Source organism: Pseudomonas sp. LPB0260 (assembly GCF_013388395.1).
Genome location: NZ_CP058247.1, coordinates 6,096,025 through 6,121,628, shown reverse-complemented (window position 1 = coordinate 6,121,628; position 25,604 = coordinate 6,096,025). Strand labels below are relative to the sequence as shown.

At 66.0% G+C, this 25,604-nt stretch carries 23 protein-coding genes; 15 read left to right on the top strand and 8 right to left on the bottom strand.

Features of this window, described 5'->3' with window-relative positions; genetic code table 11:
* Window positions 1-71 precede the first annotated feature (71 nt).
* The 3 genes from LPB260_RS27585 (at window position 72) to LPB260_RS27575 (ending at window position 3,957) form a co-directional block, all read left to right on the top strand.
* Window positions 72-1,466 (top strand): YjiH family protein, encoded by a 1,395-nt coding sequence (locus LPB260_RS27585; protein WP_208709136.1) that lies wholly within the window; start codon window positions 72-74, stop codon window positions 1,464-1,466.
* Between the two features lie 58 nt (window positions 1,467-1,524).
* Window positions 1,525-3,126, top strand: coding sequence for a 5-guanidino-2-oxopentanoate decarboxylase (locus tag LPB260_RS27580; RefSeq protein ID WP_208709134.1), 1,602 nt, complete (start codon window positions 1,525-1,527; stop codon window positions 3,124-3,126).
* Window positions 3,127-3,222: 96 nt separating this feature from the next.
* Window positions 3,223-3,957, top strand: a complete 735-nt coding sequence (locus LPB260_RS27575) for an MBL fold metallo-hydrolase (protein WP_208709132.1) — start codon at window positions 3,223-3,225, stop codon at window positions 3,955-3,957.
* 70 nt (window positions 3,958-4,027) lie between these two features.
* Here the strand turns inward: LPB260_RS27575 and LPB260_RS29170 are convergent, their stop codons facing one another.
* Together LPB260_RS29170 and aceK are read right to left on the bottom strand one after the other, a co-directional pair.
* Complete coding sequence (locus LPB260_RS29170) at window positions 4,028-4,159, bottom strand: PA1414 family protein (RefSeq protein WP_256625616.1); 132 nt, start codon at window positions 4,157-4,159, stop codon at window positions 4,028-4,030.
* A 205-nt stretch (window positions 4,160-4,364) separates the two neighbouring features.
* Window positions 4,365-6,095, bottom strand: a complete 1,731-nt coding sequence (gene aceK, locus LPB260_RS27570) for a bifunctional isocitrate dehydrogenase kinase/phosphatase (RefSeq protein ID WP_208709130.1) — start codon at window positions 6,093-6,095, stop codon at window positions 4,365-4,367.
* A 216-nt stretch (window positions 6,096-6,311) separates the two neighbouring features.
* Here aceK and LPB260_RS27565 point away from each other — a divergent pair, with 216 nt between their 5' ends.
* Window positions 6,312-7,220: a DMT family transporter gene (locus tag LPB260_RS27565; protein ID WP_208709128.1), complete on the top strand. Its 909-nt coding sequence runs from the start codon at window positions 6,312-6,314 to the stop codon at window positions 7,218-7,220.
* Window positions 7,221-7,578: 358 nt separating this feature from the next.
* The gene (locus tag LPB260_RS27560; protein ID WP_256625615.1) at window positions 7,579-9,006 is read left to right on the top strand and encodes a sensor histidine kinase; all 1,428 of its coding nucleotides are present in this window, start codon (window positions 7,579-7,581) and stop codon (window positions 9,004-9,006) included.
* A gap of 8 nt (window positions 9,007-9,014) precedes the next feature.
* Here the strand turns inward: LPB260_RS27560 and LPB260_RS27555 are convergent, their stop codons facing one another.
* Window positions 9,015-9,728 (bottom strand): response regulator transcription factor, encoded by a 714-nt coding sequence (locus LPB260_RS27555; protein ID WP_208709124.1) that lies wholly within the window; start codon window positions 9,726-9,728, stop codon window positions 9,015-9,017.
* Between the two features lie 275 nt (window positions 9,729-10,003).
* Here LPB260_RS27555 and rpoS point away from each other — a divergent pair, with 275 nt between their 5' ends.
* On the top strand, window positions 10,004-11,041 hold the full coding sequence (rpoS, locus tag LPB260_RS27550; RefSeq protein ID WP_208709122.1) for an RNA polymerase sigma factor RpoS: 1,038 nt from the start codon (window positions 10,004-10,006) through the stop codon (window positions 11,039-11,041).
* Window positions 11,042-11,152: 111 nt separating this feature from the next.
* On the opposite strand, the gene cysK is transcribed toward rpoS, so the two are convergent.
* A complete protein-coding gene (cysK, locus tag LPB260_RS27545; RefSeq protein WP_208709120.1) occupies window positions 11,153-12,127 on the bottom strand; it encodes a cysteine synthase A in 975 nt (324 codons plus the stop codon).
* Window positions 12,128-12,395: 268 nt separating this feature from the next.
* On the opposite strand from cysK, the gene LPB260_RS27540 reads away from it, so the two are divergent.
* The 5 genes from LPB260_RS27540 (at window position 12,396) to LPB260_RS27520 (ending at window position 19,475) form a co-directional block, all read left to right on the top strand.
* Window positions 12,396-13,241 (top strand): MoxR family ATPase, encoded by an 846-nt coding sequence (locus LPB260_RS27540; protein ID WP_208709118.1) that lies wholly within the window; start codon window positions 12,396-12,398, stop codon window positions 13,239-13,241.
* Window positions 13,242-13,357: 116 nt separating this feature from the next.
* Window positions 13,358-14,536, top strand: coding sequence for a VWA domain-containing protein (locus tag LPB260_RS27535; protein WP_208709116.1), 1,179 nt, complete (start codon window positions 13,358-13,360; stop codon window positions 14,534-14,536).
* Window positions 14,537-15,055: 519 nt separating this feature from the next.
* Entirely contained in the window at window positions 15,056-16,789 is a 1,734-nt protein-coding gene (locus LPB260_RS27530; RefSeq protein WP_208709114.1) for a type I secretion system permease/ATPase, read from the top strand.
* A gap of 39 nt (window positions 16,790-16,828) precedes the next feature.
* Complete coding sequence (locus LPB260_RS27525; RefSeq protein WP_371926171.1) at window positions 16,829-18,142, top strand: HlyD family type I secretion periplasmic adaptor subunit; 1,314 nt, start codon at window positions 16,829-16,831, stop codon at window positions 18,140-18,142.
* Window position 18,143: 1 nt separating this feature from the next.
* On the top strand, window positions 18,144-19,475 hold the full coding sequence (locus LPB260_RS27520; RefSeq protein WP_208709110.1) for a TolC family outer membrane protein: 1,332 nt from the start codon (window positions 18,144-18,146) through the stop codon (window positions 19,473-19,475).
* A gap of 18 nt (window positions 19,476-19,493) precedes the next feature.
* Here LPB260_RS27520 and LPB260_RS27515 read toward each other — a convergent pair whose 3' ends face one another.
* The 3 genes from LPB260_RS27515 to LPB260_RS27505 form a co-directional block, all read right to left on the bottom strand.
* Window positions 19,494-20,018 (bottom strand): DUF2937 family protein, encoded by a 525-nt coding sequence (locus LPB260_RS27515; protein WP_208709108.1) that lies wholly within the window; start codon window positions 20,016-20,018, stop codon window positions 19,494-19,496.
* Between the two features lie 29 nt (window positions 20,019-20,047).
* A complete protein-coding gene (locus tag LPB260_RS27510; RefSeq protein WP_208709106.1) occupies window positions 20,048-20,821 on the bottom strand; it encodes a class II glutamine amidotransferase in 774 nt (257 codons plus the stop codon).
* Window positions 20,822-21,047: 226 nt separating this feature from the next.
* Window positions 21,048-21,527: an MFS transporter gene (locus tag LPB260_RS27505; protein ID WP_208709104.1), complete on the bottom strand. Its 480-nt coding sequence runs from the start codon at window positions 21,525-21,527 to the stop codon at window positions 21,048-21,050.
* Between the two features lie 111 nt (window positions 21,528-21,638).
* Here LPB260_RS27505 and LPB260_RS27500 point away from each other — a divergent pair, with 111 nt between their 5' ends.
* Window positions 21,639-23,681 (top strand): S9 family peptidase, encoded by a 2,043-nt coding sequence (locus tag LPB260_RS27500; protein WP_208709102.1) that lies wholly within the window; start codon window positions 21,639-21,641, stop codon window positions 23,679-23,681.
* Window positions 23,682-23,790: 109 nt separating this feature from the next.
* The gene (locus LPB260_RS27495) at window positions 23,791-24,264 is read left to right on the top strand and encodes a cyclic nucleotide-binding domain-containing protein (RefSeq protein WP_208709100.1); all 474 of its coding nucleotides are present in this window, start codon (window positions 23,791-23,793) and stop codon (window positions 24,262-24,264) included.
* Between the two features lie 6 nt (window positions 24,265-24,270).
* Here LPB260_RS27495 and LPB260_RS27490 read toward each other — a convergent pair whose 3' ends face one another.
* A complete protein-coding gene (locus tag LPB260_RS27490; RefSeq protein WP_208709098.1) occupies window positions 24,271-24,573 on the bottom strand; it encodes a hypothetical protein in 303 nt (100 codons plus the stop codon).
* A 133-nt stretch (window positions 24,574-24,706) separates the two neighbouring features.
* On the opposite strand from LPB260_RS27490, the gene LPB260_RS27485 reads away from it, so the two are divergent.
* Both LPB260_RS27485 and LPB260_RS27480 read left to right on the top strand, forming a co-directional pair.
* Window positions 24,707-25,081 (top strand): YajD family HNH nuclease, encoded by a 375-nt coding sequence (locus LPB260_RS27485; RefSeq protein WP_208709095.1) that lies wholly within the window; start codon window positions 24,707-24,709, stop codon window positions 25,079-25,081.
* A 55-nt stretch (window positions 25,082-25,136) separates the two neighbouring features.
* Window positions 25,137-25,604 carry an RNA methyltransferase gene (locus LPB260_RS27480; protein WP_208709093.1) on the top strand — a complete coding sequence of 156 codons (468 nt, stop codon included), beginning with the start codon at window positions 25,137-25,139 and terminating at the stop codon, window positions 25,602-25,604.

The window sequence follows — 25,604 nt, the reverse complement described above, 5'->3', positions numbered from 1 at the left end:
CCGGGCCTTTTATCCGACACTGGGCGCCGAGCGGCGCCCAGGCACTGCACAACAACAATTAAGGTGCTGCGATGAATAACGAAGAAACCCTGATCGCCGGCGATGCGCCGCAACCCACCGCCCACGGCTTCACAATGCGTCAGCTGCTGATCTTCCTGATCCCCTCGCTGCTCGGCGTGCTGCTGTTCCTCACCCCCATCGTCTACGACGGCAAGGTCACCATCGGCCTGGGGGTCATGGCCGATACACTGAAGACAGCCTTCGCCGCTTCGCTGCCGGCCATCGCCGTCGCCCTGCTGGGCTTCTCGGCCGTGATCGGCCTGTTCGCCAGCCTGTTCAAGCCGCGCTGGATCACCGAGCGCCACGCGCTCAACGAGCTGTTCAACCTGCATCCGTTCTGGCTGGCGCTGCGGGTCGTCGGCGCGCTGTTCGCCGCCATGACCTTCTGGGAATTCGGCCCGGAATGGATCTGGAGTGCCTACACCGGCGGTGTGGTGCTGAAAGACCTGGCGCCGGTGCTGATCACCTTCTTCCTGGTCGCCGGTCTGATCCTGCCGCTGCTCACCGACTACGGCCTGATGGAGTTCTGCGGCACCCTGGTGCGCAACGTCTTCCGCAAGGTGTTCGGCCTGCCCGGTCGCTCGGCCATCGACGCCATCGCCAGTTGGCTGGGCTCGGGTACCGTCGGCGTGCTGATCACCGCCCAGCAGTATCAGAAAGGCTTCTACAGCGCCCGGGAAGCGGCGGTGATCGCCACCAACTTCTCCATCGCCTCGATCGCCTTCAGCCTGCTGATCACCAGCTTCATGAAGCTCGATCACCTGTTCGTGCCCTTCTACCTGACCGTGGTGGTGGCCGGCCTGGCCGCGGCGATCATCACCCCGCGCATCCCGCCACTGTCGTGGAAGAAGGACGTGTACCTCCCGGGCGTCGGCAAGCAGATCAAGGAAGACGTCCCCACCGGCACCTCGCTGCTGCGCTGGGGCATCACCCAGGCGGTCAAGCGCGCCAACAGCAACCCGTCGCCGGCGCAGATGGTCAAGGTCGGCGTGCACAACGTGGTGGACATCTGGCTGGGCCTGCTGCCCCTGGTGATGGCCATCGGCACCCTGTCCCTGGCGATCGCCGAATACACGCCGATCTTCAACTGGCTGTCCGCCCCCATCGTGCCGTTGCTGGAGCTGCTGCAGCTGCCGGAAGCGGCCAAGGCGGCGCCGGCCATGCTGGTAGGCTTCGCCGACATGTTCCTGCCGGCGGTACTGGGCAAGGGCATCGAGAGCGAGCTGACCCGCTTCGTGGTGGCCTGCGTGTCGCTGACCCAGTTGATCTACATGTCGGAGGTCGGCGTGCTGATCATCAAGGCCAAGCTGCCGCTGAACCTGCTGGAACTGTTCGTGATCTTCATCATCCGCACCCTGATCACCCTGCCGATCATCGCCCTGATGGCGCACTGGATAGTCGGCTGACGCCCTGCCCTCTCCCCGCGCGGGAGAGGGCTTCGCTGTATGAATTGAAGGAAAGCCCATGACCACCTGCGGCGAATTTCTCGTCAAGCAACTCGAAGCCTGGGGCGTCGACACCGTGTTCGGTATCCCCGGCGTGCATACCGTCGAGCTGTACCGCGGCCTGCCGCACAGCGGCATCCGCCACATCACCCCGCGCCACGAGCAGGGCGCCGGCTTCATGGCCGACGGCTACGCGCGCGTGAGCGGCAAGCCCGGGGTGTGTTTCATCATCACCGGCCCGGGGATGACCAATATCCTCACCGCCATGGCCCAGGCCTATGCCGACTCCATCCCGATGCTGGTGATCTCCAGCGTCAACGAGCGCGAGCGCCTCGGCCTGGGCAAGGGCTACCTGCACGAGCTGCCGAACCAGCGCGCACTGGTGGCCGGGGTCAGCGCCTTCAGCCACACCCTGATGAGCGTCGAGGAGCTGCCCGGCGTGCTGGCCCGCGCCTTCGCCGTATTCGAGGGCGAGCGACCACGGCCGGTGCATATCGAGCTGCCGCTGGACATCATCACCGCCGATGCCTCGTCCATGCGCCTGGCGCCCAAACCGAGCATCCAGCGCCCCTCGCCCAACCGCGCGCTGATCCGCGAAGCGGCGGCCCTGCTGGAAAACGCCCAGCGCCCGCTGCTGCTGCTCGGCGGCGGCTGCACCGATGCCCAAGCCGAGGCCCGCGCCCTGGCCGTGGCCCTGGACGCGCCGACCGCCCTGACCATCAACGCCAAGGGCCTGCTGCCGCCCGGCCATCCGCTGCTGCTGGGCAGCAACCAGTCGCTGGTGCCGGTGCGCCAGCTGGCCCTGGAGGCCGACGTGGTCCTGGCCATCGGCACCGAACTGGGCGAAACCGATTACGACGTGGTGTTCGACGGCAACTTCAAGCTCGCTGGCGAGCTGGTCCGCATCGACATCGACGCCCAGCAGCTGCAGCGCAACCACGCCCCGGGCCTGGCGATCCAGGGCGACGCCCGCCTGGCCATGCAGCAGCTGCTGGCCGAGCTGCCGGCCCATCCGGTTGACCCGGACAGCCCCGGCGCCCGGCGCACCGCGGCCGTGCAGGCGCAACTGGCCGAGGACTTCAGCGGCTGGGCGCACTACCGCCAGCTATTCGACAGCGTGCTGCAGGCCCTGCCCCAGTCGCGCTTCGTCGGCGACTCGACCCAGACGGTGTACAGCGGCAACCACCTGGTCGAGCTGGACGGCGCACGGCGCTGGTTCAACTCCTCCACCGGCTACGGCACCCTCGGCTACGGCCTGCCGGCGGCCATCGGCGCCAAGCTGGCCGAGCCGCAGCGCCCGGTGATCTGCCTGATCGGCGACGGCGGCCTGCAATTCACCCTGCCCGAGCTGGCCAGCGCGGTGGAAGCCCGGGTCGGGGTGATCGTGCTGCTGTGGAACAACAGCGGCTACGGCGAGATCAAGCGCTACATGGAAAAGCGCGACATCACCCCGCTGGGCGTGGACATCTACACCCCGGACTTCCTCGCCCTGGCCCGCGGCTTCGGCTGCGCCGCCGAACGGGCTCGCGACCACGCGCACCTGCAGCAACTGCTGCGCGAGGCGCCGGATGATCGCCCCCTGCTGATCGAGATCGCCGAGGCGCCGCCCTTTCATCCCTGAGCGAGCAGGAAGCTGGCCCGGATTGCATCCGGGCCTCGGGGGACATGCTGCGGCTCGCCTAGACTCAAGCTACGCCAGGCGAAAAGGCCAACCGAGATGAAGATCGTCAGCCGCGACCGCTGGTTCGAAGTGCATCCCCGCCACGATGGCGTCAGCCTGATCCATGAGCCCTATATCCGCCCCTTCTACCGCTGCAACCTGTGGCATGTGCGGGGCCGCGAGCGCGATCTGCTGATCGACACCGGCTCCGGCCTGGTCAGCCTGCGCGAGCAGCTGCCCTGGCTGACGGAAAAACCTTTATTGGCGGTGGCCAGCCATACCCATTTCGACCATATCGCCGGTCACCATGAATTCCCCGAGCGCCTGGTGCACCCCGCCGAGGCGGACATCCTCGCCGCGCCGACCGGCGCCAACACCCTAGCAGCTGCCTGCGTCGGCAACGCCATGTTCGAGGCGCACCCGGACTGCCCGCTGTGCTACGCGCAATACCGGGTCAAGGCGGCGCCGGCCACGCGTTTGATCGAGGAAGGCGATGTGCTGGATCTGGGTGACCGGGCCCTGCAGGTGCTGCACACGCCCGGTCACTCACCGGGCGGCATCAGCCTGTGGGAAGCGAAGACGCAGACGCTGTTTAGCGGCGACATCCTCTACGATGGTCCGCTGGTGGAGAACGCCTACCACTCCAACCTGCAGGATTACGCACAAAGCCTGCGGCGCCTGCGCGACCTGCCGGTGCGCAGCGTCCATGGCGGACATTTTCCGAGCTTTTCCGGCGCGCGCATGGGCGAACTGATCGAGCAGTGGTTCAAGGACCACCCGGCGCTTGCCTGAGGTTCAGGGCCTTGACCCGCCCTTGCTCCCCCGCTACCCAGGCAACTTCGACCGCCAGCCCTGTCGGGCCTTACTGGCGCCGCTTGCGGGGCGCCTGTGGGCGCCGCGGTGGATTGCTGGGGACCGGTACAGGCTGTGGCCGCTCGAGCAGGCCCCAGGCGATCAACAGGTCCTCGAGGGCATTCAGCAACTTGGCGATCATAGAACTTCCTCCTGCCAAGGGTTACGACAAGGCGCGACTCGCACCTGATTTCAGCGTAGATGAGCCGCGCCGCCATTGCCGCCCCATGCCCCCGCCTGAGCCCCCAGCGGCCTGACCGGCAGGCGCCCGCTATACCGCAACAGGGCGCCGCGAGGCCCGGCAGACAAGGCCTGTAGCCCGGGTGCGCCGTTTGTCGCGGGAGCGTTCAGCGAGCACCATCGACCGGATCGGGCGATCGCCGGTAAGGGAAGACGTCGATCACCTTGCCGGCGCGGATCGCCTCCTGCAGCCCCTTCCAGTAGTCGGCGTCGTACAGATCGCCGTGCAACTGGCTGAACAGCCGGCGTTGCTTGATGTCGGCGAACAGGAAGGGCGGGAACTCCTCGGGAAACACGTCCATGGGCGCCACCGAATACCAGGGCTCGGAGGCCATCTCGTCCTCCGGATAGCGCGGCGGCGGGATGTGGCGGAAATTCACCTCAGTGAGGAAGCAGATCTCGTCGTAGTCGTAGAACACCACGCGACCATGGCGGGTGACGCCGAAGTTCTTCAGCAGCATATCGCCGGGGAAGATGTTCGCCGCCGCCAGCTGCTTGATCGCCAGGCCGTAGTCGTACAGCGCCTCGCGCACCTGGGCCTCACTGGCATTCTCCACATAGAGATTGAGCGGGGTCATGCGCCGCTCGGTCCAGCAGTGGCGCACCAGCACGGTGTCGCCCTCCAGCACCACGGTGGACGGCGCCACCTCCAGCAGTTCGGCCAGGCATTCGGGGGCGAACTTGGCCTTGGGGAAGCGGAAGTCGGCGAACTCCTGGGTATCGGCCATGCGCCCGACCCGGTCGACGCTCTTCACCAGGCGGTACTTCTGGATCACCGTGGAGCGGTCGACGCTCTTCACCGGCGAGAAGCGGTCCTTGATGATCTTGAACACGGTGTTGAAGCCCGGCAGGGTGAACACGCTCATGACCATGCCGCGCACCCCGGGGGCCATGATGAACTGGTCGTCGGTGCTCGCCAGGTGGTTGATCAGCGCGCGGTAGAACTCCGACTTGCCGTGCTTGTAGAAGCCGATCGAGGTGTACAGCTCGGCGATGTGCTTGCCCGGCAGGATGCGCCGCAGGAAGCCGATGAACTCCGCCGGAATATCCACCCGCACCATGAAGTAGGAGCGGGTGAAGGAGAAGATGATCGACACCTCGGCCTCGTCGGTGATCAGCGCATCGATCTGGATGCCCTGCCCCTCGCGGTGCAGCAGCGGGATCACCAGCGGCCACTGCTCGTCGCGGGTATAGATGCGCCCGACCAGGTAGGCGCCCTTGTTGCGATAGAGCACCGAGGAAAACAGCTCGATGCACAGCTCCGGGTCCTTGCACACCCAGTCCGGCAGGCTGTCACGCAGCTGCCCTTCCAGGCGCTTGAGGTCGCGCGGCAGGTCCTCGAAGGCCACGCTGAAGCGATAGTCCTGGAAGATCGCCTCGAGCATGCCCGACAAGCCGCCGTCGGGCCGGTAACTGCGGGTCTGCGCGGCGCGCTGGCGGCTGTGCAGCGACGGCCGGGTGGTATGGATGAACATGCAGCCATCGCTGATCTGATCGTGGCTGAACAGGCCGCAGAAGATCGAATTGAACCAGGTTTCCGCCAGCTCATCGTCGAAACGCAGGTCGATCAGGGCGATATAGGCGCTCTTCACCAGCGGCCACTGGCAGACCTCGACCAACGCCTCGCCGAAGCGCTCGCGCAGGCCCTGCACCACCTCGTCGACCTTTTCCTCGTACAGGTTGATACGCGCGGCGGAGGCCTGCTGCGCTTCCTGCCAGAGCGCCTGCTCGAAGCGCTCACGGGCGCCCTGGGTGATCTGGCGGAAGTGCTCGCGATAGTCGTCGAAGCCATCGAGAATCCGACGGGCGATATCGGCGGCCGGCCATTGCTGCGCCATGGGACAGTCCTCTGCGGGAAGTAGCGGATTGGAATGCCGAGCTTAGCCAGTGGCCGCCACCCGGGAAAGCCTTGTGGCGCGCGTCGCGCGCGGAATCACCGGCCCGCGCCGGACGAACGGCTGGCAACTGTGCCGGCAATTTGAAAGCCAGTTGTGGATTGCGCCTGCGCCCTGGCGGCGTAAGCTGGCCGGCTCCCACCCACGAGAGCCGACGCCATGCGCCTCGCCGACCTGCTCCGCCTGCTGTTGCTCGCCGCCATCTGGGGCGCCAGCTTCCTGTTCATGCGGATCATCGCCCCGGTGCTCGGCAGCATGCCGACCGCCTTCTTTCGCGCCAGCCTCGGCGCCCTCGGCCTGCTGGCGATCCTGCTGCTGATGCGGGTGCGCTGGGACTTTCGCGGCAAGCTCAGGCAGTGCCTAGTGCTCGGGGTGATCAACGCCGGCTTGCCGTCGGCCATGTATTGCCTGGCGGCCCTGGTGCTGCCGGCCGGCTATTCGGCGATCCTCAACGCCACCACGCCGATGATGGGTGTGCTGATCGGCATGCTGTTCTTCGCCGAGGAGCTGACCGCAAGCAAGGCCGCCGGCGTGGCGCTCGGGCTGTTCGGCGTGGCGGTGCTGACCCGCACCGGGCCGGTCGACTTCGACCTGGAGCTGCTGCTGGGCGCCGGCGCCTGCCTGGTCGCCACCGCCTGCTACGGTTTCGCCGGCTTCCTCGCGCGGCGCTGGATCGCCGAACGCGGCGGCCTGGACAACCGCCTGACCGCGTTCAGCAGCCTGTGCGGTGCCAGCCTGTTCCTGCTGCCCTGGTTCGCCGGCGCGCTGGTGCTGCAGCCGCCGGCCAGCTGGGGCGGCCCGCAGGTCTGGCTGTCGCTGGCCGGCCTGGGCCTGCTGTGCACGGCCTTCGCCTACGTGCTGTACTTCCGCCTGCTGGCCGATATCGGCCCGATCAAGGCCTCCACCACCACCTTCCTGATTCCACCCTTCGGCGTGTTGTGGGGCGCGTTGCTGCTCGACGAGCCACTGTCCACCGCCTATCTGTATGGCGGCGCGCTGATCGCCGTGGCGCTCTGGCTGGTGGTGCGCCCTACTGCACCGGCCGTGCAGCCGAAGGCTGCGACCTGACGCGGGAATAGCCGCCAGCGTTCTCCCGCGCGTACCGACTCAGCCGTGGCGATGAGCCAGCGCCGTCCGTCAGTTGGCGCTTCGACAGCGGTCGACGCCTGCATCTGGACTAGACTTGAGGGTTAGGCGAGTAATAGGGCGCTGGCGAGACGCTCGGTAATACAGACGGCCTCCTCGATGAGGCCGGCTGCCAACTGCTGGACTGCCTCGAACTCCCCCGACGGAGCAACTAACCGCATGCACTCACCGTGTCGAGCAAAGGTGAGCGCCAGGAGCAGCCCGGATGAGCACAAAGGCCGATGTCCACGAGCCCAGTCAGAGTCCCAACCTTCGTCTGCCGGGCTCGAACGAAGAGGCTATGCCCCATCCGCACCCTAGCTGGTGGCGCCGGACGACGATGGCGTTGTATCGGCTGAGCCGCTCGACCCAGTTCGTCATCGCCGCCGCGGTCATCCTCGGCCTGACCATGGCCTTCGTCGGCAACCTGGTCAGCAAGACCATCGAACGCTCGGCCGTGCAGGCCGCGGCGAATGCCGGCGCCCTGTACATGACCACCTTCCTCGAACCCTATGTCCAGGAGCTGAGCAGCGCCGAGCGCCTGTCGGTCAAATCCGCCTCGGCCATCGACCGGTTGATGACCAGCCCGACCCTCAATGTGCACGTGGTCTCGGTGAAGATCTGGAGCCCGGAGGGCCGGGTGATCTATGCGACCAACAAGGATCTGGTGGGCAAGTCCTTTCCGACCGCCGAAATCGCCAAGGCGCTGAAAGGCGAGACGGTAACCGAGTGGGGCGCCCTCAAGGAGGAGGAGAACGCCTACGAGCGCAGCCTGGGCATCCCGCTCTATGAGATCTATGCGCCGCTGCGTGAATTCGGCACGGACCGGATCCTCGCCGTCGGCGAGTTCTACGAAAAGGCCGAGATGCTGCAGCACGAGATCGCCACGATCCGCCAGGAGGTGTGGATCATCGTCGGCACCGCGACCCTGTCCATGCTCCTGCTGCTGTTTGCCATCGTCCGCCGCGGCGAACGCATCATCCTGCAGCAGCAGCTGGCCCTCAGCCGGCAGATGCAGGAACAGGCGCGGCTGAACAACCAGAACATCAACCTGCAGCGCAAGATCACCAGCGCCAACCAGTCCTTCTCCCGGGTCAACGAGCTGATCCTGCGTCGTCTCGGCGCCGACCTGCATGATGGCCCGGCGCAGCTGCTGACCCTGATCCTGGTTCGCCTCGACGAACTGTCCGTACTGCAGGAACGCTACAAGGAAAATGGCGGTGACTTCGACCTCGAAGCGCTGGAGTCGCTGAGGCACGCGGCCAAGGATGCGCTGGGCGAGATTCGCGACATTTCCCGCGGCCTGGCCCTGCCGGAAATCAACGGCATGCCCCTGCGCCAGGAGCTGGAACTGGTGGTGAAGCGCCATGAGCTGCGTACCGAAACCCACGTCCGGCTCAGCTGCGGCAGCCTGCCGGAGAAGGTGCCGCTGGCGCACAAGACCTGTATCTACCGCTTCATCCAGGAGGCGCTGAACAACGCCTACCGGCATGCCGACGGCAGGGGGCAGGAAGTCAGTGCCTCCTTCGACCAGGGCGTACTGGAAATCAAGGTCAGCGATGATGGCGATGGCTTCGATACCGAGCATCTGGCGGCGGCGAACCATCAGCAGAGGGCCCGCCTGGGGCTGGCCGGCATGCGCTACCGGGTGGAGTCACTGGGCGGGCAGTTTCACATCGAGTCCAATCCGGACGACGGCACCACGGTGAGCGCCCGGTTCAGTCTTTGACGCAGCGCTCAGTCGCTATCCCCGTTGGCGGCGGTCTCCACTTCCCGGTGCGCCGCGAACTGGCTTCTGATCCGGGAGGCCTGGCGGTTCTTCCAATACTCCAACACCGCGGTGACCGCCTCCACCCGGTTACGCACCTGCAGCTTCTGCATGATGCTGGTCATGTAGTGCTTGACGGTCTTCTCGCTGAGCGACAGCTTGTCGGCGACCTCCCGGTTGGTCAGCCCGTTGGCCACCTCACGGATGATCTGCTCCTCGCGATGGGTAAGCTCATTGACCGACTTCTCATCACCGTTCTGCTTCTGCAGGTTGCTGATCAACTTGCTGGCAAAGCCCGGCGTGATGAACGTCTGCCCCATCGCCACGCTCCTGATCGCCTGCGCCAGCTCCGGCCCGCTCACGCCCTTGAGCACATAGCCCTTGGCGCCCGCCTCCAGTGCTGCGTAGGCGTCTTCCTCGGACTCGGACACCGTCAGCATCAACACCCTGGTCGCGGAGTTGCCGGACACGATGGCGCGCACCGCGGCAAAACTGTCGCCCGGCATGTGCACATCCATCAGCATCACGTCCGGCTTGTACTTCGTCGCAATCCGCTCAGCCTCTTCGGCCGACCCCCCTTGTTCGACCACCTCGAAGTCGGCGATGCGTTTCAGCGCAGCGGCCACCCCCTGCCTCAGCAGAGGGTGATCGTCGACTATGCCGATCCTTATCCTGCCACCCATGCCCGGTCCCTCCCCTACTACAAGCGCCCAAGCGGCGCGAACGCCTTGACCAAGCGCTCGAAACTCACTTCATTGTAGTAAAGCCAGGAATAACCACAGACCGTGCGTCCTTTTTTCGCGCGCGCGTCAAAGGACGAGGGCCGGGCAAGTTTCAGACCATAGTCGCAAAGGAAGTTAGGACCATAGTGGCCCGATTTAGCCGGACCTATGCATCTTTGGCTTCACGAAGAACCAATCAATCCTGTAAGCCTCATAGGACTTTTTGAGTTGTGACTATGACTTACGCATTCAGAACCAATCCAGACTCCGACAAGCGCCAAGAAGTTGACCAGACTGTTGAGTCCGCTATTCAACAGGTCCTGAAGGTTGCCCAGTCCGTTGCGCCGGAGCCGAACAAGAAGGCCACAGAGGCGCCTGCGAAGGTCACGCCCACACCCGCCAGCACCACGAAGACGCACAAGTCCACGGACTACAGCCAGGCGCTGGATGCCACTCGCATGTACCTGAACGAGATCGGCTTCTCGCCACTGCTGAGCCGCGAGGAAGAGCTGCATTTCGCTCGCCTGACCGTCCAGGGCGACCCGCTGGCGCGCAAGCGCATGATCGAAAGCAATCTGCGCCTGGTGGTGAAGATCGCCCGCGGCTACCTGAACCGTGGCCTGTCGCTGCTGGACCTGGTCGAAGAAGGCAATCTCGGCCTGATCCGCGCCGTGGACAAGTTCGACCCCGAGCTCGGCTATCGCTTCTCCACCTACGGCACCTGGTGGATTCGCGAAACCGTGGAACGGGCGCTGATGAACCAGACCCGGACCATCCGCCTGCCCATCCATGTGGTGAAGAAGCTCAACAGCTACCTGACCGCCGCTCGCGAACTGACCCGCAAGCTCGACCACGACCCCTCGAGCGAGGAGATCGCCGCCTTGCTGGAGAAAGACGTCGGCGAGGTGGAGCGCCTGCGCGACCTGAACGTCAGGGTGACCTCGCTGGACAGCAGCTTCGGCGAGGAATCCGACAACCGCAGCCTGCTCGACACGGTAACCGGCGACCTGCCGAACGATCCCTGCGATCTGCTGCAGGACAGCGAAATGGCGCAGTGCATCAAGGAATGGCTGTCGCAGCTCACCGAGCGCCAATGCGAGGTGGTGATCCGCCGCTTCGGCCTGCGCGGCGACGAGGGCTGCACCCTGGAAGAAATGGGCCAGTCCATCGGACTGACCCGCGAACGGGTACGGCAGATCCAGGCCGAGGCCCTCAGGCGCCTGCGCCGCATCCTCGAACGCAACGGCCTCTCCAGCGAGACCCTGCTCGAGTAGCGCGGCAGGCCCGGGCATGGGTGAAGGACGCATTCGCGCCTGCGCCGAGCCTCTCTTCCATCCTTTCGACCCGCCGCGCAAGCGGCGCGGCCATTTGTCCCCAGCCGATCCTTACTGCACCAGTTCCTGCTCGCTGAACAGGTCGCTGAACAGCATGCTCGACAGGTAGCGCTCACCGGAATCCGGCAGTATCACCACCAGGGTCTTGCCCTGCATCGACGGTTCCTCGGCGATACGCACGGCCACGGCCATGGCCGCCCCGCAGGATATGCCGGCCAGAATCCCCTCCTCACGCATCAGGCGCAGGGCCATGGCCTTGGCTTCCTCGTCATTGACCTGCTCGATACGGTCGACCATTTCCAGGTCCAGGTTCTTCGGCACGAAGCCGGCGCCGATACCCTGGATCTTGTGCGGGCTGGGCTTGACCTCTTCACCGGCCACCGTCTGGCTGATCACCGGCGAGCTCACCGGCTCGACCGCCACCGAGATGATCGGCTTGCCCTGGGTCCGCTTGATATAACGCGACACGCCGGTGATGGTGCCGCCGGTGCCGACGCCGGAAACCAGCACGTCGATGGCGCCGTCGGTGTCGTTCCAGATCTCCGGGCCGGTGGTCTTCTCGTGGATCGCCGGGTTGGCCGGGTTCTCGAACTGCTGCGGCATGAAATAGCGGGCAGGGTCGGAGGCGGCGATCTCCGCGGCCTTCTCGATGGCGCCCTTCATGCCCTTGGCCGGCTCGGTCAGCACCAGCTCGGCGCCCAGCGCCTTGAGCACCTTGCGCCGCTCCAGGCTCATCGACGCCGGCATGGTCAGCAGCAGCTTGTAGCCGCGCGCGGCGGCGACGAACGCCAGACCGATGCCGGTATTGCCGGAAGTCGGCTCGACCAGGGTCATGCCGGGCTTGAGCACCCCGCGCTCCTCCGCATCCCAGACCATGCTGGCGCCGATCCGGCACTTGACCGAATAGGCCGGGTTGCGTCCCTCGATCTTGGCCAGGATGGTCACCCCGGCCGGCCCCAGGCGATTGATCATCACCAGCGGGGTGTTGCCTATGGCTTGGGCGTTGTCGGCAAAGATGCGACTCATGGCGGGCTCCTTGTGCATGTTCCGTGGAAAGGGCTGCCAGCCTAAGACGCACACGGCCGAGCGTCCAGCATTGCGCTCAGGCCCGCCGGAACCGCTGCGGCCGCGCCGACCGACGAGCGGCACGCCGGACAGCCCGGGCGTGACCCGCCATTCAGTGACTGAATGGCGCGTCCGCGTTCACAGTCGCCCGGCCCGCGCGTTATAGTCGCCCTTTCAATTACTGAACCCGCGGGTACTGCCCGGGCCGTTACCGTTCGAGGATATTCCGATGAAGTTCGAAGGCACTCAGTCGTATGTCGCCACCGACGACCTCAAGCTCGCGGTCAATGCCGCCATCACCCTGCAGCGTCCACTGTTGGTCAAGGGCGAACCGGGCACCGGCAAGACCATGCTCGCCGAGCAACTGGCCGAGTCCTTCTCTGCCCGCCTGATCACCTGGCACATCAAGTCCACCACCAAGGCCCACCAGGGCCTCTACGAGTACGACGCGGTCAGCCGCCTGCGCGACTCGCAGCTGGACTCGGACAAGGTCCACGACGTGCGCAACTACATCAAGAAGGGCAAGCTGTGGGAGGCCTTCGAGTCCGAGGAGCGGGTGATCCTGCTGATCGACGAGATCGACAAGGCCGACATCGAGTTCCCCAACGACCTGCTGCAGGAACTCGACAAGATGGAGTTCTACGTCTACGAGACCAACGAGACCATCAAGGCCAAGCAGCGGCCGATCATCATCATCACCTCGAACAACGAGAAGGAACTGCCGGACGCCTTCCTGCGCCGCTGCTTCTTCCACTACATCGCCTTCCCCGACCGCGACACCCTGCAGAAGATCGTCGACGTGCACTACCCGACCATCAAGAAGGACCTGGTGGCCGAGGCACTGGATGTGTTCTTCGACGTGCGCAAGGTGCCGGGCCTGAAGAAGAAGCCCTCGACCAGCGAGCTGGTGGACTGGCTCAAGCTGCTGATGGCCGACAACATCGGCGAGGCGGTGCTGCGCGAACGCGACCCGACCAAGGCCATCCCGCCCCTGGCCGGCGCCCTGGTGAAGAACGAGCAGGACGTGCAGCTGCTCGAGCGCCTGGCCTTCATGAGCCGCCGCGCGTCTCGATAAATCAGCCGGCTACATTGCCGTAGGGTGGAAAACCGCGAAGCGTTTTCCACCACCCCAAGGGCACGGTGGATAAAAAGAGCGTTATCCACCCTACGGGTAATCGGGAGATCGCCTGCATGCTGCTTAACCTGTTCAACGAAATGCGCGCGGCCAAGGTGCCGGTGTCGGTGCGCGAGCTGCTCGACCTGATCAACGCGTTGCAGCACAACGTGGTGTTCGCCGACATGGACGAGTTCTACTTCCTCGCCCGGGCCATCCTGGTCAAGGACGAGCGCCACTTCGACAAGTTCGACCGGGCCTTCGGCGCCTACTTCAAGGGCCTGGAGAACCTCAACCAGCACATCGAGGCCTTGATCCCCGACGAGTGGCTACGCAAGGAGTTCGAGCGTTCGCTGACCGACGAGGAGCGCGCCAGGATCGAATCCTTGGGCGGCCTGGACAAGCTGATCGAGGAATTCAAGAAGCGCCTGGAGGAGCAGAAGGAACGCCACGCCGGCGGCAACAAGTGGATCGGCACCGGTGGCACCAGCCCGTTCGGCTCCGGCGGCTTCAACCCCGAGGGCATCCGCGTCGGCGATGCCGGCAAGCGCCAGGGCCGCGCGGTCAAGGTGTGGGACCAGCGCGAGTACAAGAACCTCGACGACCAGGTCGAGCTGGGCACGCGCAACATCAAGGTCGCCCTGCGCCGCCTGCGCAAGTTCGCCCGCCAGGGCGCCCAGGACGAGCTGGACCTGGACGGCACCATCGACCACACGGCCAAGGACGGCGGGCTGCTCAACATCCAGATGCGCCCGGAGCGGCGTAACGCGGTCAAGCTGCTGATCCTGTTCGACATCGGCGGCTCGATGGACGCCCACGTCAAGGTCTGCGAGGAGCTGTTCAGCGCCTGCAAGACCGAGTTCAAGCACCTGGAGTACTACTACTTCCACAACTGCGTGTACGAGTCGGTGTGGAAGAACAACCTGCGCCGCACCTCCGAGCGCTTCTCCACCCATGACCTGCTGCACAAGTACGGCGCCGACTACAAGGTGGTGTTCGTCGGCGACGCGGCCATGGCGCCCTACGAGATCACCCAGGCCGGCGGCAGCGTCGAGCACTGGAACGAGGAGCCGGGCTACGTGTGGATCAAGCGTTTCATGGAGAAGTACAAGAAACTCATCTGGATCAACCCCTACCCCAAGGACAGCTGGGGCTACACCGCCTCCACCAGCCTGATCCGCGAGCTGGTCGAAGACCAGATGTACCCCCTGACCCTGCAGGGCCTGGAAGACGGCATGAGGTTCCTGTCCAAGTAACATTGCCCCCGGCGACCCGGCGCGCCCGCGCCGGAGCCCGGGTCGACGCCCGACAAGGTCGCGAGCGCCTTTCTGCCGGTTCGCGGCGGCTTCTGGTTCAGCCCTGGCGCCGCCCCTCCCCTCCAGGTTTCATCCCTGTCTTCTGCCCCCCGCCCCCTGTCGCGTGATGCACCTGGCCGGCACGCCGCACTCTGTCACGACTTAGCCAGTTGGCCGGCTCGGACTTAAGTCTCACGATTTGCCGATGTCAATAAACCACCGCTGTCGCCTAGAAAACCCTTAAAAATCATAAGTCCCTGCTTCAAAAGAGAATTATTACGCATAGCGCGAACACATGAAGGCCAACTCGCGCCTTGCGTGAAGCCCGGCCCCGTACCTATACCTAGATGGCAAGGGCCCCTTTTGCGTGTGGCGAGGATGGTTTTGCACAGGAATTTCACCGCCAGGGACGGGCGGTAAACGGGCACCAGCCACAGCTGAGCGATCAGCCAGCAGCAGTATTGGAGGAACGTCATGGGCATGCCGCAGTCCCCCCGCTCCGAGTTGGCGGAAGTGCTATTTCGCTTGCGCCGGACCTTCATTTCCCTGGCCTGTTTCAGCGGCGTGATCAACCTGCTGATGTTGACCCCAGCGGTCTACATGTTGCAGGTGTACGACCGGGCACTGGTCAGCAGCAACGTCACCACCCTGTTGATGCTGACCCTGCTGGTCGTCGGCCTCTATGTGCTGATGGGCCTGCTGGAGATGGTCCGTTCCACCGTGCTGATCAGGGTCGGCAACCGCCTGGACATGATGCTCAACAAGCGCGTGTTCACCGCCGCCTTCGAGCGCAACCTGAATCGCGCCGGCGGCAACCCGGCCCAGGCGCTGCAGGACATGGCCCAGGTTCGCCAGTTCCTCACCGGCAACGGCCTGTTCGCCTTCTTCGACTCGCCCTGGACGCCGATCTACCTGTTCGTCATCTACCTGGTGCACCCGCTGCTCGGCCTGATCACGCTGATCGGTTCGGTGCTGCTGATCTGCCTGGCCTACCTGACCGAAGTCAGCACCCGCAAGCCGCTGGCCGAAGCCAACCAGGCCTCGGTGGCCTCCGGCACCTACGCCAACAACAACCTGCGCAATGCCGAGGTCATCCAGGCCATGGGCATGTTTCCGGCCATCCGCGAGCGCTGGTTCGGCAACCATCAGCAGATTCTCGAGAAGCAGACCCTGGCCTCCGACCGTGCGGCCTATATCAACGGCACCACGCGCTTCCTGCGCGTGACCCTGCAATCGCTGATTCTCGGCACCGGTGCCTTGCTGGCGATCGAAGGCAAGATCACCCCCGGGATGATGATCGCCTGCTCGATCCTCGCCGGACGCGCCCTGGCCCCGGTCGAACTGGCGATTTCCACCTGGAAGCAGCTGCTCGCCAGCCGCGCGTCCTGGGGACGGTTGTCCGGCCTGCTGGCCGACTTCCCGGCGCGCAAGCCCTCCATGCCGCTGCCCAAGCCGGCCGGTCAGGTCAGTGTGGAAGGCGCATTCGCCAACGCCCCCGGCACGCCCCTGACCATTCTGCGCAACATCAGCCTCAACGTTGCACCGGGAGAAGCTCTGGGCATCATCGGTCCCTCGGCCTCGGGCAAGTCCACCCTGGCACGCCTGCTGGTCGGTGTCTGGCCGGCACACGCCGGCAAGGTGCGCCTGGACGGGGCGGACGTCTTCCAGTGGGACAAGGAAGAACTGGGGCCCTGGCTGGGCTATCTGCCCCAGGACGTCGAGCTGTTCGAGGGCACTGTCGCCGAAAACATTTCCCGCTTCGGCGAGATCGATGGCGACGCGGTGATCCTGGCGGCCCAGCAGGCCGGCGTGCACGAGATGATCCTGCGCCTGCCGCAAGGCTACGACACGCCCCTGAGCGCCGACGGCAACTCGCTGTCCGGCGGCCAGAAGCAGCGCATCGGCCTGGCCCGTGCGCTCTACGGCGACCCCTCGCTGATCGTCCTCGACGAACCCAACGCCAGCCTCGACGACGTCGGCGAAGCCGCTCTGGTGAAGGCCCTCGCCGACCTCAAGCAACGTGGCAAGACCCTGGTGCTGATCTCCCATCGGCCGACGGTGCTGAACATAGTCGACAAGATCCTCGTGCTGCGCGAAGGCACGGTGCATATGTTCGGCAGCCGTGACGAAGTGTTCAACGCCCTGCGCCAGGCCGCCGTCATGCCCACCAGCATGGGCGGCGCGACCCTGGCGTCGGTCAAGACCAAGGAGTGATGCGTCATGTCGAATCTCGAGTTCGAACGCAAGAACCTCATGCCTGAGAACAGCCAGGAAGCCGTCGACGTCAATGACCAGCGCCCCAGTCGCTGGGGCCTGGCGCTGGTGCTCGCCGGTTTCGGCGGTTTCGTCCTCTGGGCCGTCCTCGCTCCGCTGGACGCGGGGGTGGTGGCGAACGCCACGGTCAATGTCACCGACAACCGCAAGACCATCCAGCATCTGGATGGCGGCTCGATCAAGACCATCGCGGTACGCGAGGGGCAGATGGTCGAACGCGGCCAGGTCCTGGTCGAATTGGACACCACCCGCGCCATCGCCGAACAGGGCGTGGTCAGCGGCCAGTACATCGTGTTGAAGTCCGTAGAAAACCGCCTGCAAGCCGAACGCGACGGCATGCCCGAGGTGACCTTCGATCCGGCGCTGCTCGAACGCTTCGCCGGCGACCCGCGCCTGAACGCCTCGATCGCCCTGCAGCAGCGCCTGTTCACCACCCGCCGCGCCGCCCTGACCGGCGAGGCCGGTATCCTCGAGGAAAACATTCGCGGCGCCGAGGAGCAGCTCAAGGGGTTGCGCCAGGTGCAGGGCTCGCGCTACGCGCAGATCAAATTCCTGCGCCAGGAACTCGACGGCGTGCGCAGCCTGGCGGCCGAAGGCTATGTGACCCGCAACCGGATGCTCGAACTGGAGCGCGAAGCCGCCGAACTGAACGCCTCGCTGGCGCAGAACATCGCCGAGATCGGCCGTGCCCGCAACCAGATCGCCGAGCTCAAGCTGCGCATCCTCCAGCTCGAGCAGAACTTCCAGAAGGAGGTGCAATCGCAGCTGACCGACGCGCAGAAGGAAGCCTCGGCCCTGGCCGACCGCCTGCGTTCGCTGGACTACGAGGTCACCAACACCGTGATCCGCTCGCCGATCGACGGTGTGGTCCTCGGCCTCAACGTCTCGACCATCGGCGGGGTGATCCAGCCTGGCTCGACCATCATGGACGTGGTACCGGCCAATGAGCCGCTGCAGGTCGACGCCATGGTGCCGGTACAGGCCATCGACAAGATGGTCCCGGGCCTGCTGGTGGACATCACCTTTCCGGCCTTCAACCATGCCCAGACGCCGAATATTCCGGGCCGGGTGCTGACCATTTCCGCCGACCGCCTGGTCGATGAAGCCAACAAGCAGCCCTACTACCTGGCGCAGGTCGAGGTCACCCCGGAAGGCATGGATAGGCTCGGCAGCAACCGCATCCGCCCTGGCATGCCGGCCACCGTGACGATAAAAACCGGCGAACGAAACCTGATGAGTTACCTGATGAAGCCTATGCTTGACCGGATCGACAGTGCCTTCAAGGAACAGTGACATGGTGATCCGCTTAGCCTTCGTCTGTCTGGCCACGGCGACCAGCCTGCCCGCGCTCGCGCTGGACCTGCAGGAAGCCTGGAACACCCTGCGCCTGCAGGGGCCGGTCTACCGCTCGGCGGCTCACGAGCGCGATGCCGGGCTGGAGAATCGCGCCCTGGGCCGCGCCGGCCTGCTGCCGCAGATCAGCGCCAGCGCCAGCAGGAGCAAGGTCAGCGGCAGTCAGGAGTTCGGCAACTCGACCGACAACGACCTGGATTACGACTCGCAGAACCTGGGCGTGCAACTGCGCCAGCCGCTGTTCGATCGGCAGAAGATGGCCGAGTACCGCCAGGGCAAGCAACGCGCCGGGTACAGCGAGGCGGTGTTCGACGCCAAGACCCAGAACATCGCGGTACGCCTGGCCAGCCGTTACTTCGATGTACTGCTGACCCGCGAAACCATCGAACTGGCCGACGCCAAGCTCAAGGCCCTGGAACAGCAGGTGGCCGCCGCCAAGCGGCGTTTCGACCTGGGCGATGGCACCATCACCGATGTCGACCAGGCCACCGCGCGGCGCGACCTGGCCCTGGCCGAACAGATCGAGGCCCAGGACAACCTGGCGATCGCCCTGCGCCTGCTGCAGGAGATGCTCGGCGAAATGCCGCAGCAGGTCGCCACCCTGCGCAGCGACTTTCCTACCCCCGGTCTGCACCCGGACAACCTGCAGGACTGGCTGAGCAAGGCGCGGGCGAACAACCCGGCGCTGCGCGCCCGTCACTACAACCACCGGGTCGCGGAAGAGGAAGTCAACCGCGCCAGCGGCGGACACTGGCCGACCCTCGATTTCGTGCTGGGCTATACCGACAGCGAAAGCGACTCCGTCACCACCATCGACCAGCAGAATCGTTACGCCTCGGTCGGCCTGGAGTTCAACCTGCCGCTGTACTCAGGCGGTGCGGTGAGCGCGCGGGTTCGTCAGGCCACCGCCAGCCGCGAACAGGCCGGGGAAGACCTCAACGCCACCCGCGAGGAAGTGTTCTCCGCCACCACCCGTGAATTCCGTGGCGTGCAGAGCGGCCCGGCGCGTATCAGGGCGCTGGAACAGGCGGTCGCCTCCAGCAAGCGGGCCCAGGATTCGGCGAAGAAGGGCTTCCTGGCCGGCTCCAGCACCAACGTCGACATCCTCAACGCCGAAGAGCAGGTGTTCATCGCCCGCCGCGACCTGCTGGAAGCCAAGTTGCGCTACCTGGTCTCACGCCTGCAACTCGCCGCGGCCGTGGGCCTGCTCGGTGACGACGACATCCGTCAGGCCAACGACTACCTCGGCCCGCAGCTGACCCTCAACTACTGAGCCGCACAGGCGCGCGGCTCAGCGCCAGTGGCGCTCGCGCGCGCGACGGTCCTGGCCGGCGACGAACACCCAGGCGAGCATCAGCAGCAACCCCTCGATCGACCAGGCGAACAACAGGGCACAGGCGATCCCCCAGGCGATGGCCTCGGGCGCCAGCAGCACCTGATAGCGATAGGCCTGGAACGTCTCCTCCAGCAGTTCGTTGTCCGCCGCCGTGGCCAGGTGCCACAGCTGGCCGTACCAGGGGCCCTGCATGGCCTGCCACTCCTCGGCGAGCCAGCGTGCCCGCTCGACCAGATTGCCGACGCTCTGCGCATCGCTGCGCATCACCGGGTCGTCGCTCACCCGGTAGTGGGCCACCAGGGCCTGCAGGTCCGCCTTGAAGAAACGTCGGGCGGTTTCCCGGAAGCCCTTCAAACTCTGCTCCGACTCCAGGCGGTGCGCCTCGACCCGCTTGCCGTAGTCATCGACAAAGCCGGGCACCTGGACCCCGACCAACAACCCCAGCGTGAACAGCGCCAGACGCAGATAGCTCCTCAGCATTACCTTCCCCAATGTTCCTTGTCCCCGGCTCAGGCGTTGCCCTGAGCCAGGCATTCGCCGCCACGCCACAGGCGCCATTCGCCTGGCTGGTAGCGGCTCCAGTTCTCGTTATCGGTGAGCGGCTCGGTGACCAGTACGGTTACCACGTCGTTGGGCGTGGTTTCCGCCTGAAAATCCACCCGCAGGTCGGCATCCTTCAACTGCGCCGGGCCGAACGGCGCGCGCCGGGTGATATGCGCCAGCTTGGTCGAGCAGAAGCTGAACAACCAGTCGCCGTCGCTGAGCAGGCAGTTGAACACGCCCAACTGGCGATACGCCGCGCAGGCCTCGATCAGGCTTGGCAGCAGCTGCTCGAAAGGTGGCGGTTCGGGGAACGCCAGGCGCAGGCGGTTGAGCAGGTCGCAGAACGCCGCCTCGCTGTCGGTGTCGCCGATGGCTTGGTAGAAACCCGCCGGCGGGCGGAAATCGGCCAGCTGGCCGTTATGGGCGAAACACCAGTTGCGCCCCCACATCTCGCGCACGAAGGGATGGGTGTTGGCCAGGCAGACGCGGCCGACGTTGGCCTGGCGAATGTGACCGATCACCACTTCGCTCTTGATCGGATAGCGCTGTACCAGTTGCGCCACCTCCGACTCGCTGCTGGCCCGCGGGTCCTGGAACAGGCGCAGGCCGCGCCCCTCGTAGAAGCCGATGCCCCAGCCATCGCGATGGGGGCCGGTGCGGCCGCCGCGCTGCATCAGCCCGGTAAAGCTGAAGACGATATCGGTGGGCACATTGGCGCTCATGCCGAGCAGCTCGCACATGGCTAGCGTCCTCCGCTCAGCGCAAGGCGTCGCCGCGCCGACCGGAGGCAGGCACAGGCGACGCGGTGCGCCGGCACTGGATCATTGGCGTTCGCACGGAACATGGGGTCCATAGGCTCTCCTGACGCAGCTGAGCCTATGCTGAAGGCCCGCCGCCACGCCTGCAAGCGCTGGCCAGCGGGCCAGACAGGTCGGGGTTCGAAGATCGGCCTGCCGGCCGGAAAACTCAGAGCCGCGGCTCGATGCGCAGGCGACGCTCGCCACGGGAGTCACGATGGCTGGCGCCCGGCTCAGCGGCGCCTTGCTCCATCAGCTCGCGCAAGGTCGGCGCATCCGCCTCGCGCTCTTCGCGCACCGGCCCGCCCCGGCGCTTCCACCAGCGCTCGATCGGCCAGCGAACGGCCACGAACAGCAGGTACAGGGCGAAGGCGATCAGGCCGTACATGGCCAGGTCCGCCGCCGCCCGCAAGGCGTTGTTGCCCACCTTGAACAGCAGATCCAGGGCGGCGACGGCGACCGCCGGGGCGAGCAGTTCCTTGGCCGGGTCGACTACGGTCGGGGTCAGCAGCAGCACCGCGACCAGCAGGCGCAGCGGCTCGCGCACATAGCGCCACATCCAGCGGGTCAGGCGGAACCAGACCAGCAGGCAGCCGAGCGCCGCGACGGCATAGGCGCTCCAGGCAAGTAGATAGTCGCTTTCGATCATAACGCGGCGGGTCCCTGACGTGGCGGGGCTTGCAAAGGGGCGCTTATGATAGCGGCTTTTCAACGGCCCGGCGCCCCCACCGTCGGCCGCACCTGATTTCGGAGTTGCCGCATGCCGCACGCCCCCATCGCCCGCACAGAACCCGGCGCCGACCCGTACCGCTGGCTGGAACAGCGAGATGCCGCCGAGGTACTCGAGCATCTCAAGGCCGAGAACGCCTACCTGGAGGCGCAGCTGGCCGAGCAGAGCGAGCTGCGCGAGACCCTGTTCGAGGAGATCAAGGGGCGTATCCGCGAGACCGACCTGTCGCTGCCGTCGCCCTGGGGGCCCTACCTCTACTACCAGCGCACCACCGCCGGCGACGAGTACCCGCGCCACTATCGCTGCCCACGGCCCAGCGATGACTCGCTGCAGGTCGATGAGCACGCCGAGCAGCTGCTGCTCGACCCCAACGCCCTGGCGAACGGCGGCTACCTGTCCCTCGGCGCGTTCAGCATCAGCCCGGACCACCAGCGCCTGGCCTACAGCCTGGACACCAGCGGCGACGAGACCTACCGGCTGTTCGTCAAGGAGCTGGCCGACGGCAGCATCCGCGAGCTGCCGTTCGCCGACTGCGACGGCAGCATGACCTGGGCCAACGACAGCCAGACCCTGTTCTTCGGCGAGCTGGACGACACCCACCGGCCGCACAAGCTGTATCGCCACCGCCTCGGCGACGACGCCGCCACGCTGGTGTTCCAAGAAGACGATGGACGCTTCTTCCTGCACTGCTACCGCACCAGCTCGGAACGCCAGCTGGTGCTGGCCCTGGGCAGCAAGACCACCAGCGAGGCCTGGGTGCTGGATGCCGACACCCCGGAAGAGGCCTTCCGTTGCCTGGCGCCGCGCGAGGACGGCCACGAATACTACGTCGACCACGGCAAGCACGACGGCCGCTGGTGCTGGCTGATTCGCAGCAACCAGAGCGGCATCAACTTCGCCCTGTTTTTCGCCAACGAACAGGCGCCGACCCGCGCGCACTGGCACCTGCTGCGCGCCCACGACGAGCGGGTGATGCTCGAAGGTCTCAGCCTGAACCAGCACGCCCTGGTCCTCAGCCTGCGCGAGGCCGGCCTGCCGATCATCGAGGTGCAGCCCCTGGGGCAGGCCGCCTACCGGGTCCAGCTGCCGGACGCGGCCTACAGCCTGTACGTGCAGGACTCGCTGGAGTTCCACAGCCCGGTCATCCGCCTGCGCTACGAGGCGCTGAACCGCCCGGCGCAGATCCGTCAGCTGAGCCTGGCCGACGGCACGCAGCAGGTGCTCAAGGAAACCCCGGTGGAAGGCCCGTTCGATGCCGATGCCTATGTCAGCCAGCGCCTGTGGGCCCGCGCCGCGGACGGCACCCAGGTGCCCATCAGCCTGGTGGCGCGCCGCGAGGTACTCCAGGCCGGGCAGCCCGCCCCGCTCTATCTCTATGGCTATGGCGCCTATGGCGAGAGCCTCGACCCCTGGTTCTCCCATGCCCGCCTGAGCCTGCTGGAGCGCGGTTTCGTCTTCGCCATCGCCCATGTGCGCGGCGGCGGCGAACTGGGCGAGGCCTGGTACCGGGCCGGCAAGCTGGAACACAAGCACAACAGCTTCGACGACTTCATCGCCTGCGCCGAGCACCTGATCGACGCCGGCTATACCAGCGCCGAGCGCCTGGCCATCAGCGGTGGCAGCGCCGGCGGCCTGCTGATCGGCGCGGTGCTCAACCTGCGCCCGGAACTGTTCGCCGCAGCCATCGCCGAGGTGCCGTTCGTCGATGTGCTCAACACCATGCAGAACCCCGATCTGCCCCTGACCGTCACCGAGTACGACGAATGGGGCGATCCCCACGAACCGCAGGTATTCGAGCGGATCAAGGGCTACGCCCCCTACGAGAACGTCAAGGCCCAGGCCTACCCGGCGATACTCGCGGTGGCCGGCTACAACGACAGCCGCGTGCAGTACTGGGAGGCGGCCAAGTGGGTGGCCAAGTTGCGCGCGCACAAGACCGACGAGCGGCTGCTGCTGCTCAAAACCGACCTCGACGCAGGCCATGGCGGCATGAGCGGGCGTTACCAGGCGCTGCGCGACGTGGCCCTGGAGTATGCTTTCCTGCTCAAGGTGCTGGCCGCGAACCCGGGCTAACTGAGCGCGCGGTCACAGCTTCCGGCGGGCGGCCGTTGGCAAGCCCGCCTCGGCCAGCTAACGTCACCTGTGAACCACCCATTTCTTGCCGGACAGCCGTAGAGTTCCCATGCCCGACAGTTCCTACCTGATCGATGAAATCCGCGACATGCTGCTCGACTGCGGCATGTTCCACAACCTGCTGCCGGCCGAACTGCTCAACGCGGCGGGCTATTTCAACATCAGCAAGTTCGACCCGGACGCGGTCATCTGCGACGAGGGCGATGCCGGCACCTTCATGTGCATCATTCATTTCGGCGCGGTTTCGGTGCGCAAGACCAACTCCAGCGGCGAGATCGTCGAGATCGCCAAGCTGCGCAAGGGTCGCGCCTTCGGCGAGATGGCCGTGCTCGATGGCGAAAGACGCTCGGCCAGTTGCGTGGCGGTCACCGACTGCACCCTGCTGGTGCTGGCCAAGGACTCCCTGGAGAAGATGCTGCAGGAAGCCCCCAAGTCGGCCGCCAAGATCATCCGCTCGATCGCCGTGGCCATGTCCAAGCGCCTGCGCATGGTCGATGGCCAGCTGATCGAGAAACAGGTCTGATCAATCTCAGCGCTGGCGCTGCGGTTGCCGCTCCAGCAGCGGCAGCCTGCCGTCGGCCGGCAGCGGCCCGTCTGGCCGCGGATTGAGCGCTCCGCCCCGATTGCCCGTACCGTCGTTGAGCAGCGGCAGATGCTGCGGTGCCGTGCCGGGAAGCCCGGCGGAGCGAGGCAGGACGAAGGGTTGCGGGGTGGCGGTGCCCGGCGAGCCCGCCGCGCGCTCATATGAGGCCGGCCATCGGGCCTCCTGCGCCGGCAGCGCGGCGACCCAGAACGCACCCAGGCAGGACAGAGCCAAAACCCACAACGGCATCGCCGCCCTCCTTTCTCGCGGGACTCCCCCGTTGGGCCGCACCCCGCTCGATTAGTGCCCGCCCGGCGGTTCTCGCCGACTGCCGGCAGGATTACACTGCAGACACGCCCCGAATCGCACGACGGAACCGACCATGAGCACCGACAAATCGCCCTCGCCCACCGCCAAGCTCGACCGCATCCTCGCCGAGGCCCAGCGCAGCCGCGAAGAAGGCTACCGGCAGAAGGCCCTGAAGATGTACCCCCACGTCTGCGGACGCTGCGGCCGCGAGTTCGCCGGCAAGCGCCTGAGCGAGCTGACGGTGCACCACCGCGACCACAACCACGACAACAACCCCCAGGACGGCTCCAACTGGGAGCTGCTGTGCCTGTACTGCCACGACAACGAGCATTCCCGGTACACCGACCAGCAGTATTTCAGCGAGGGCTCCACGTCCACGCCCCAGGGCCCCAAGGTGACCCACAAGGCCTTCGCCGACCTGGCCGCGCTGCTGAAGAACAAAGAATAAGCCAGTCCGGAGCGCGCCCCGTATACTGGCGCCCTTTGCTCAGGGGGCCCGTTTCGTGGCGAACAAGAGATACAGCTGCATCGGCCTGTTCAATCCCAAGTCGCCGGAGAACGTCGGTGCGGTGATGCGCGCCGCCGGCTGCTACGGCGTCAGTTCGGTGTTCTACACCGGCAAGCGCTACGAGCGCGCCCGCGACTTCGTCACCGACACCAAGCAGGTGCACCTGGATATCCCGCTGATCGCCATCGACGACCTGCAGAAGATCATCCCCCTGGGCTGTACCCCGGTCGCCGTGGAACTGGTCGAGGGCGCCCGGCCCTTGCCGGAATACACCCACCCGGATCGGGCCATCTACATCTTCGGCCCGGAGGACGGCTCGCTGGACAAGCAGATCCGCAGCTGGTGCGAAGACGTGGTGTACATCCCGACCCAGGGCTGCATGAACCTCGCGGCGACGGTCAACGTGGTGCTCTACGACCGCCTCGCCAAGGGCAACAACACCAAGTCCGGGCCGCTGTTCTAG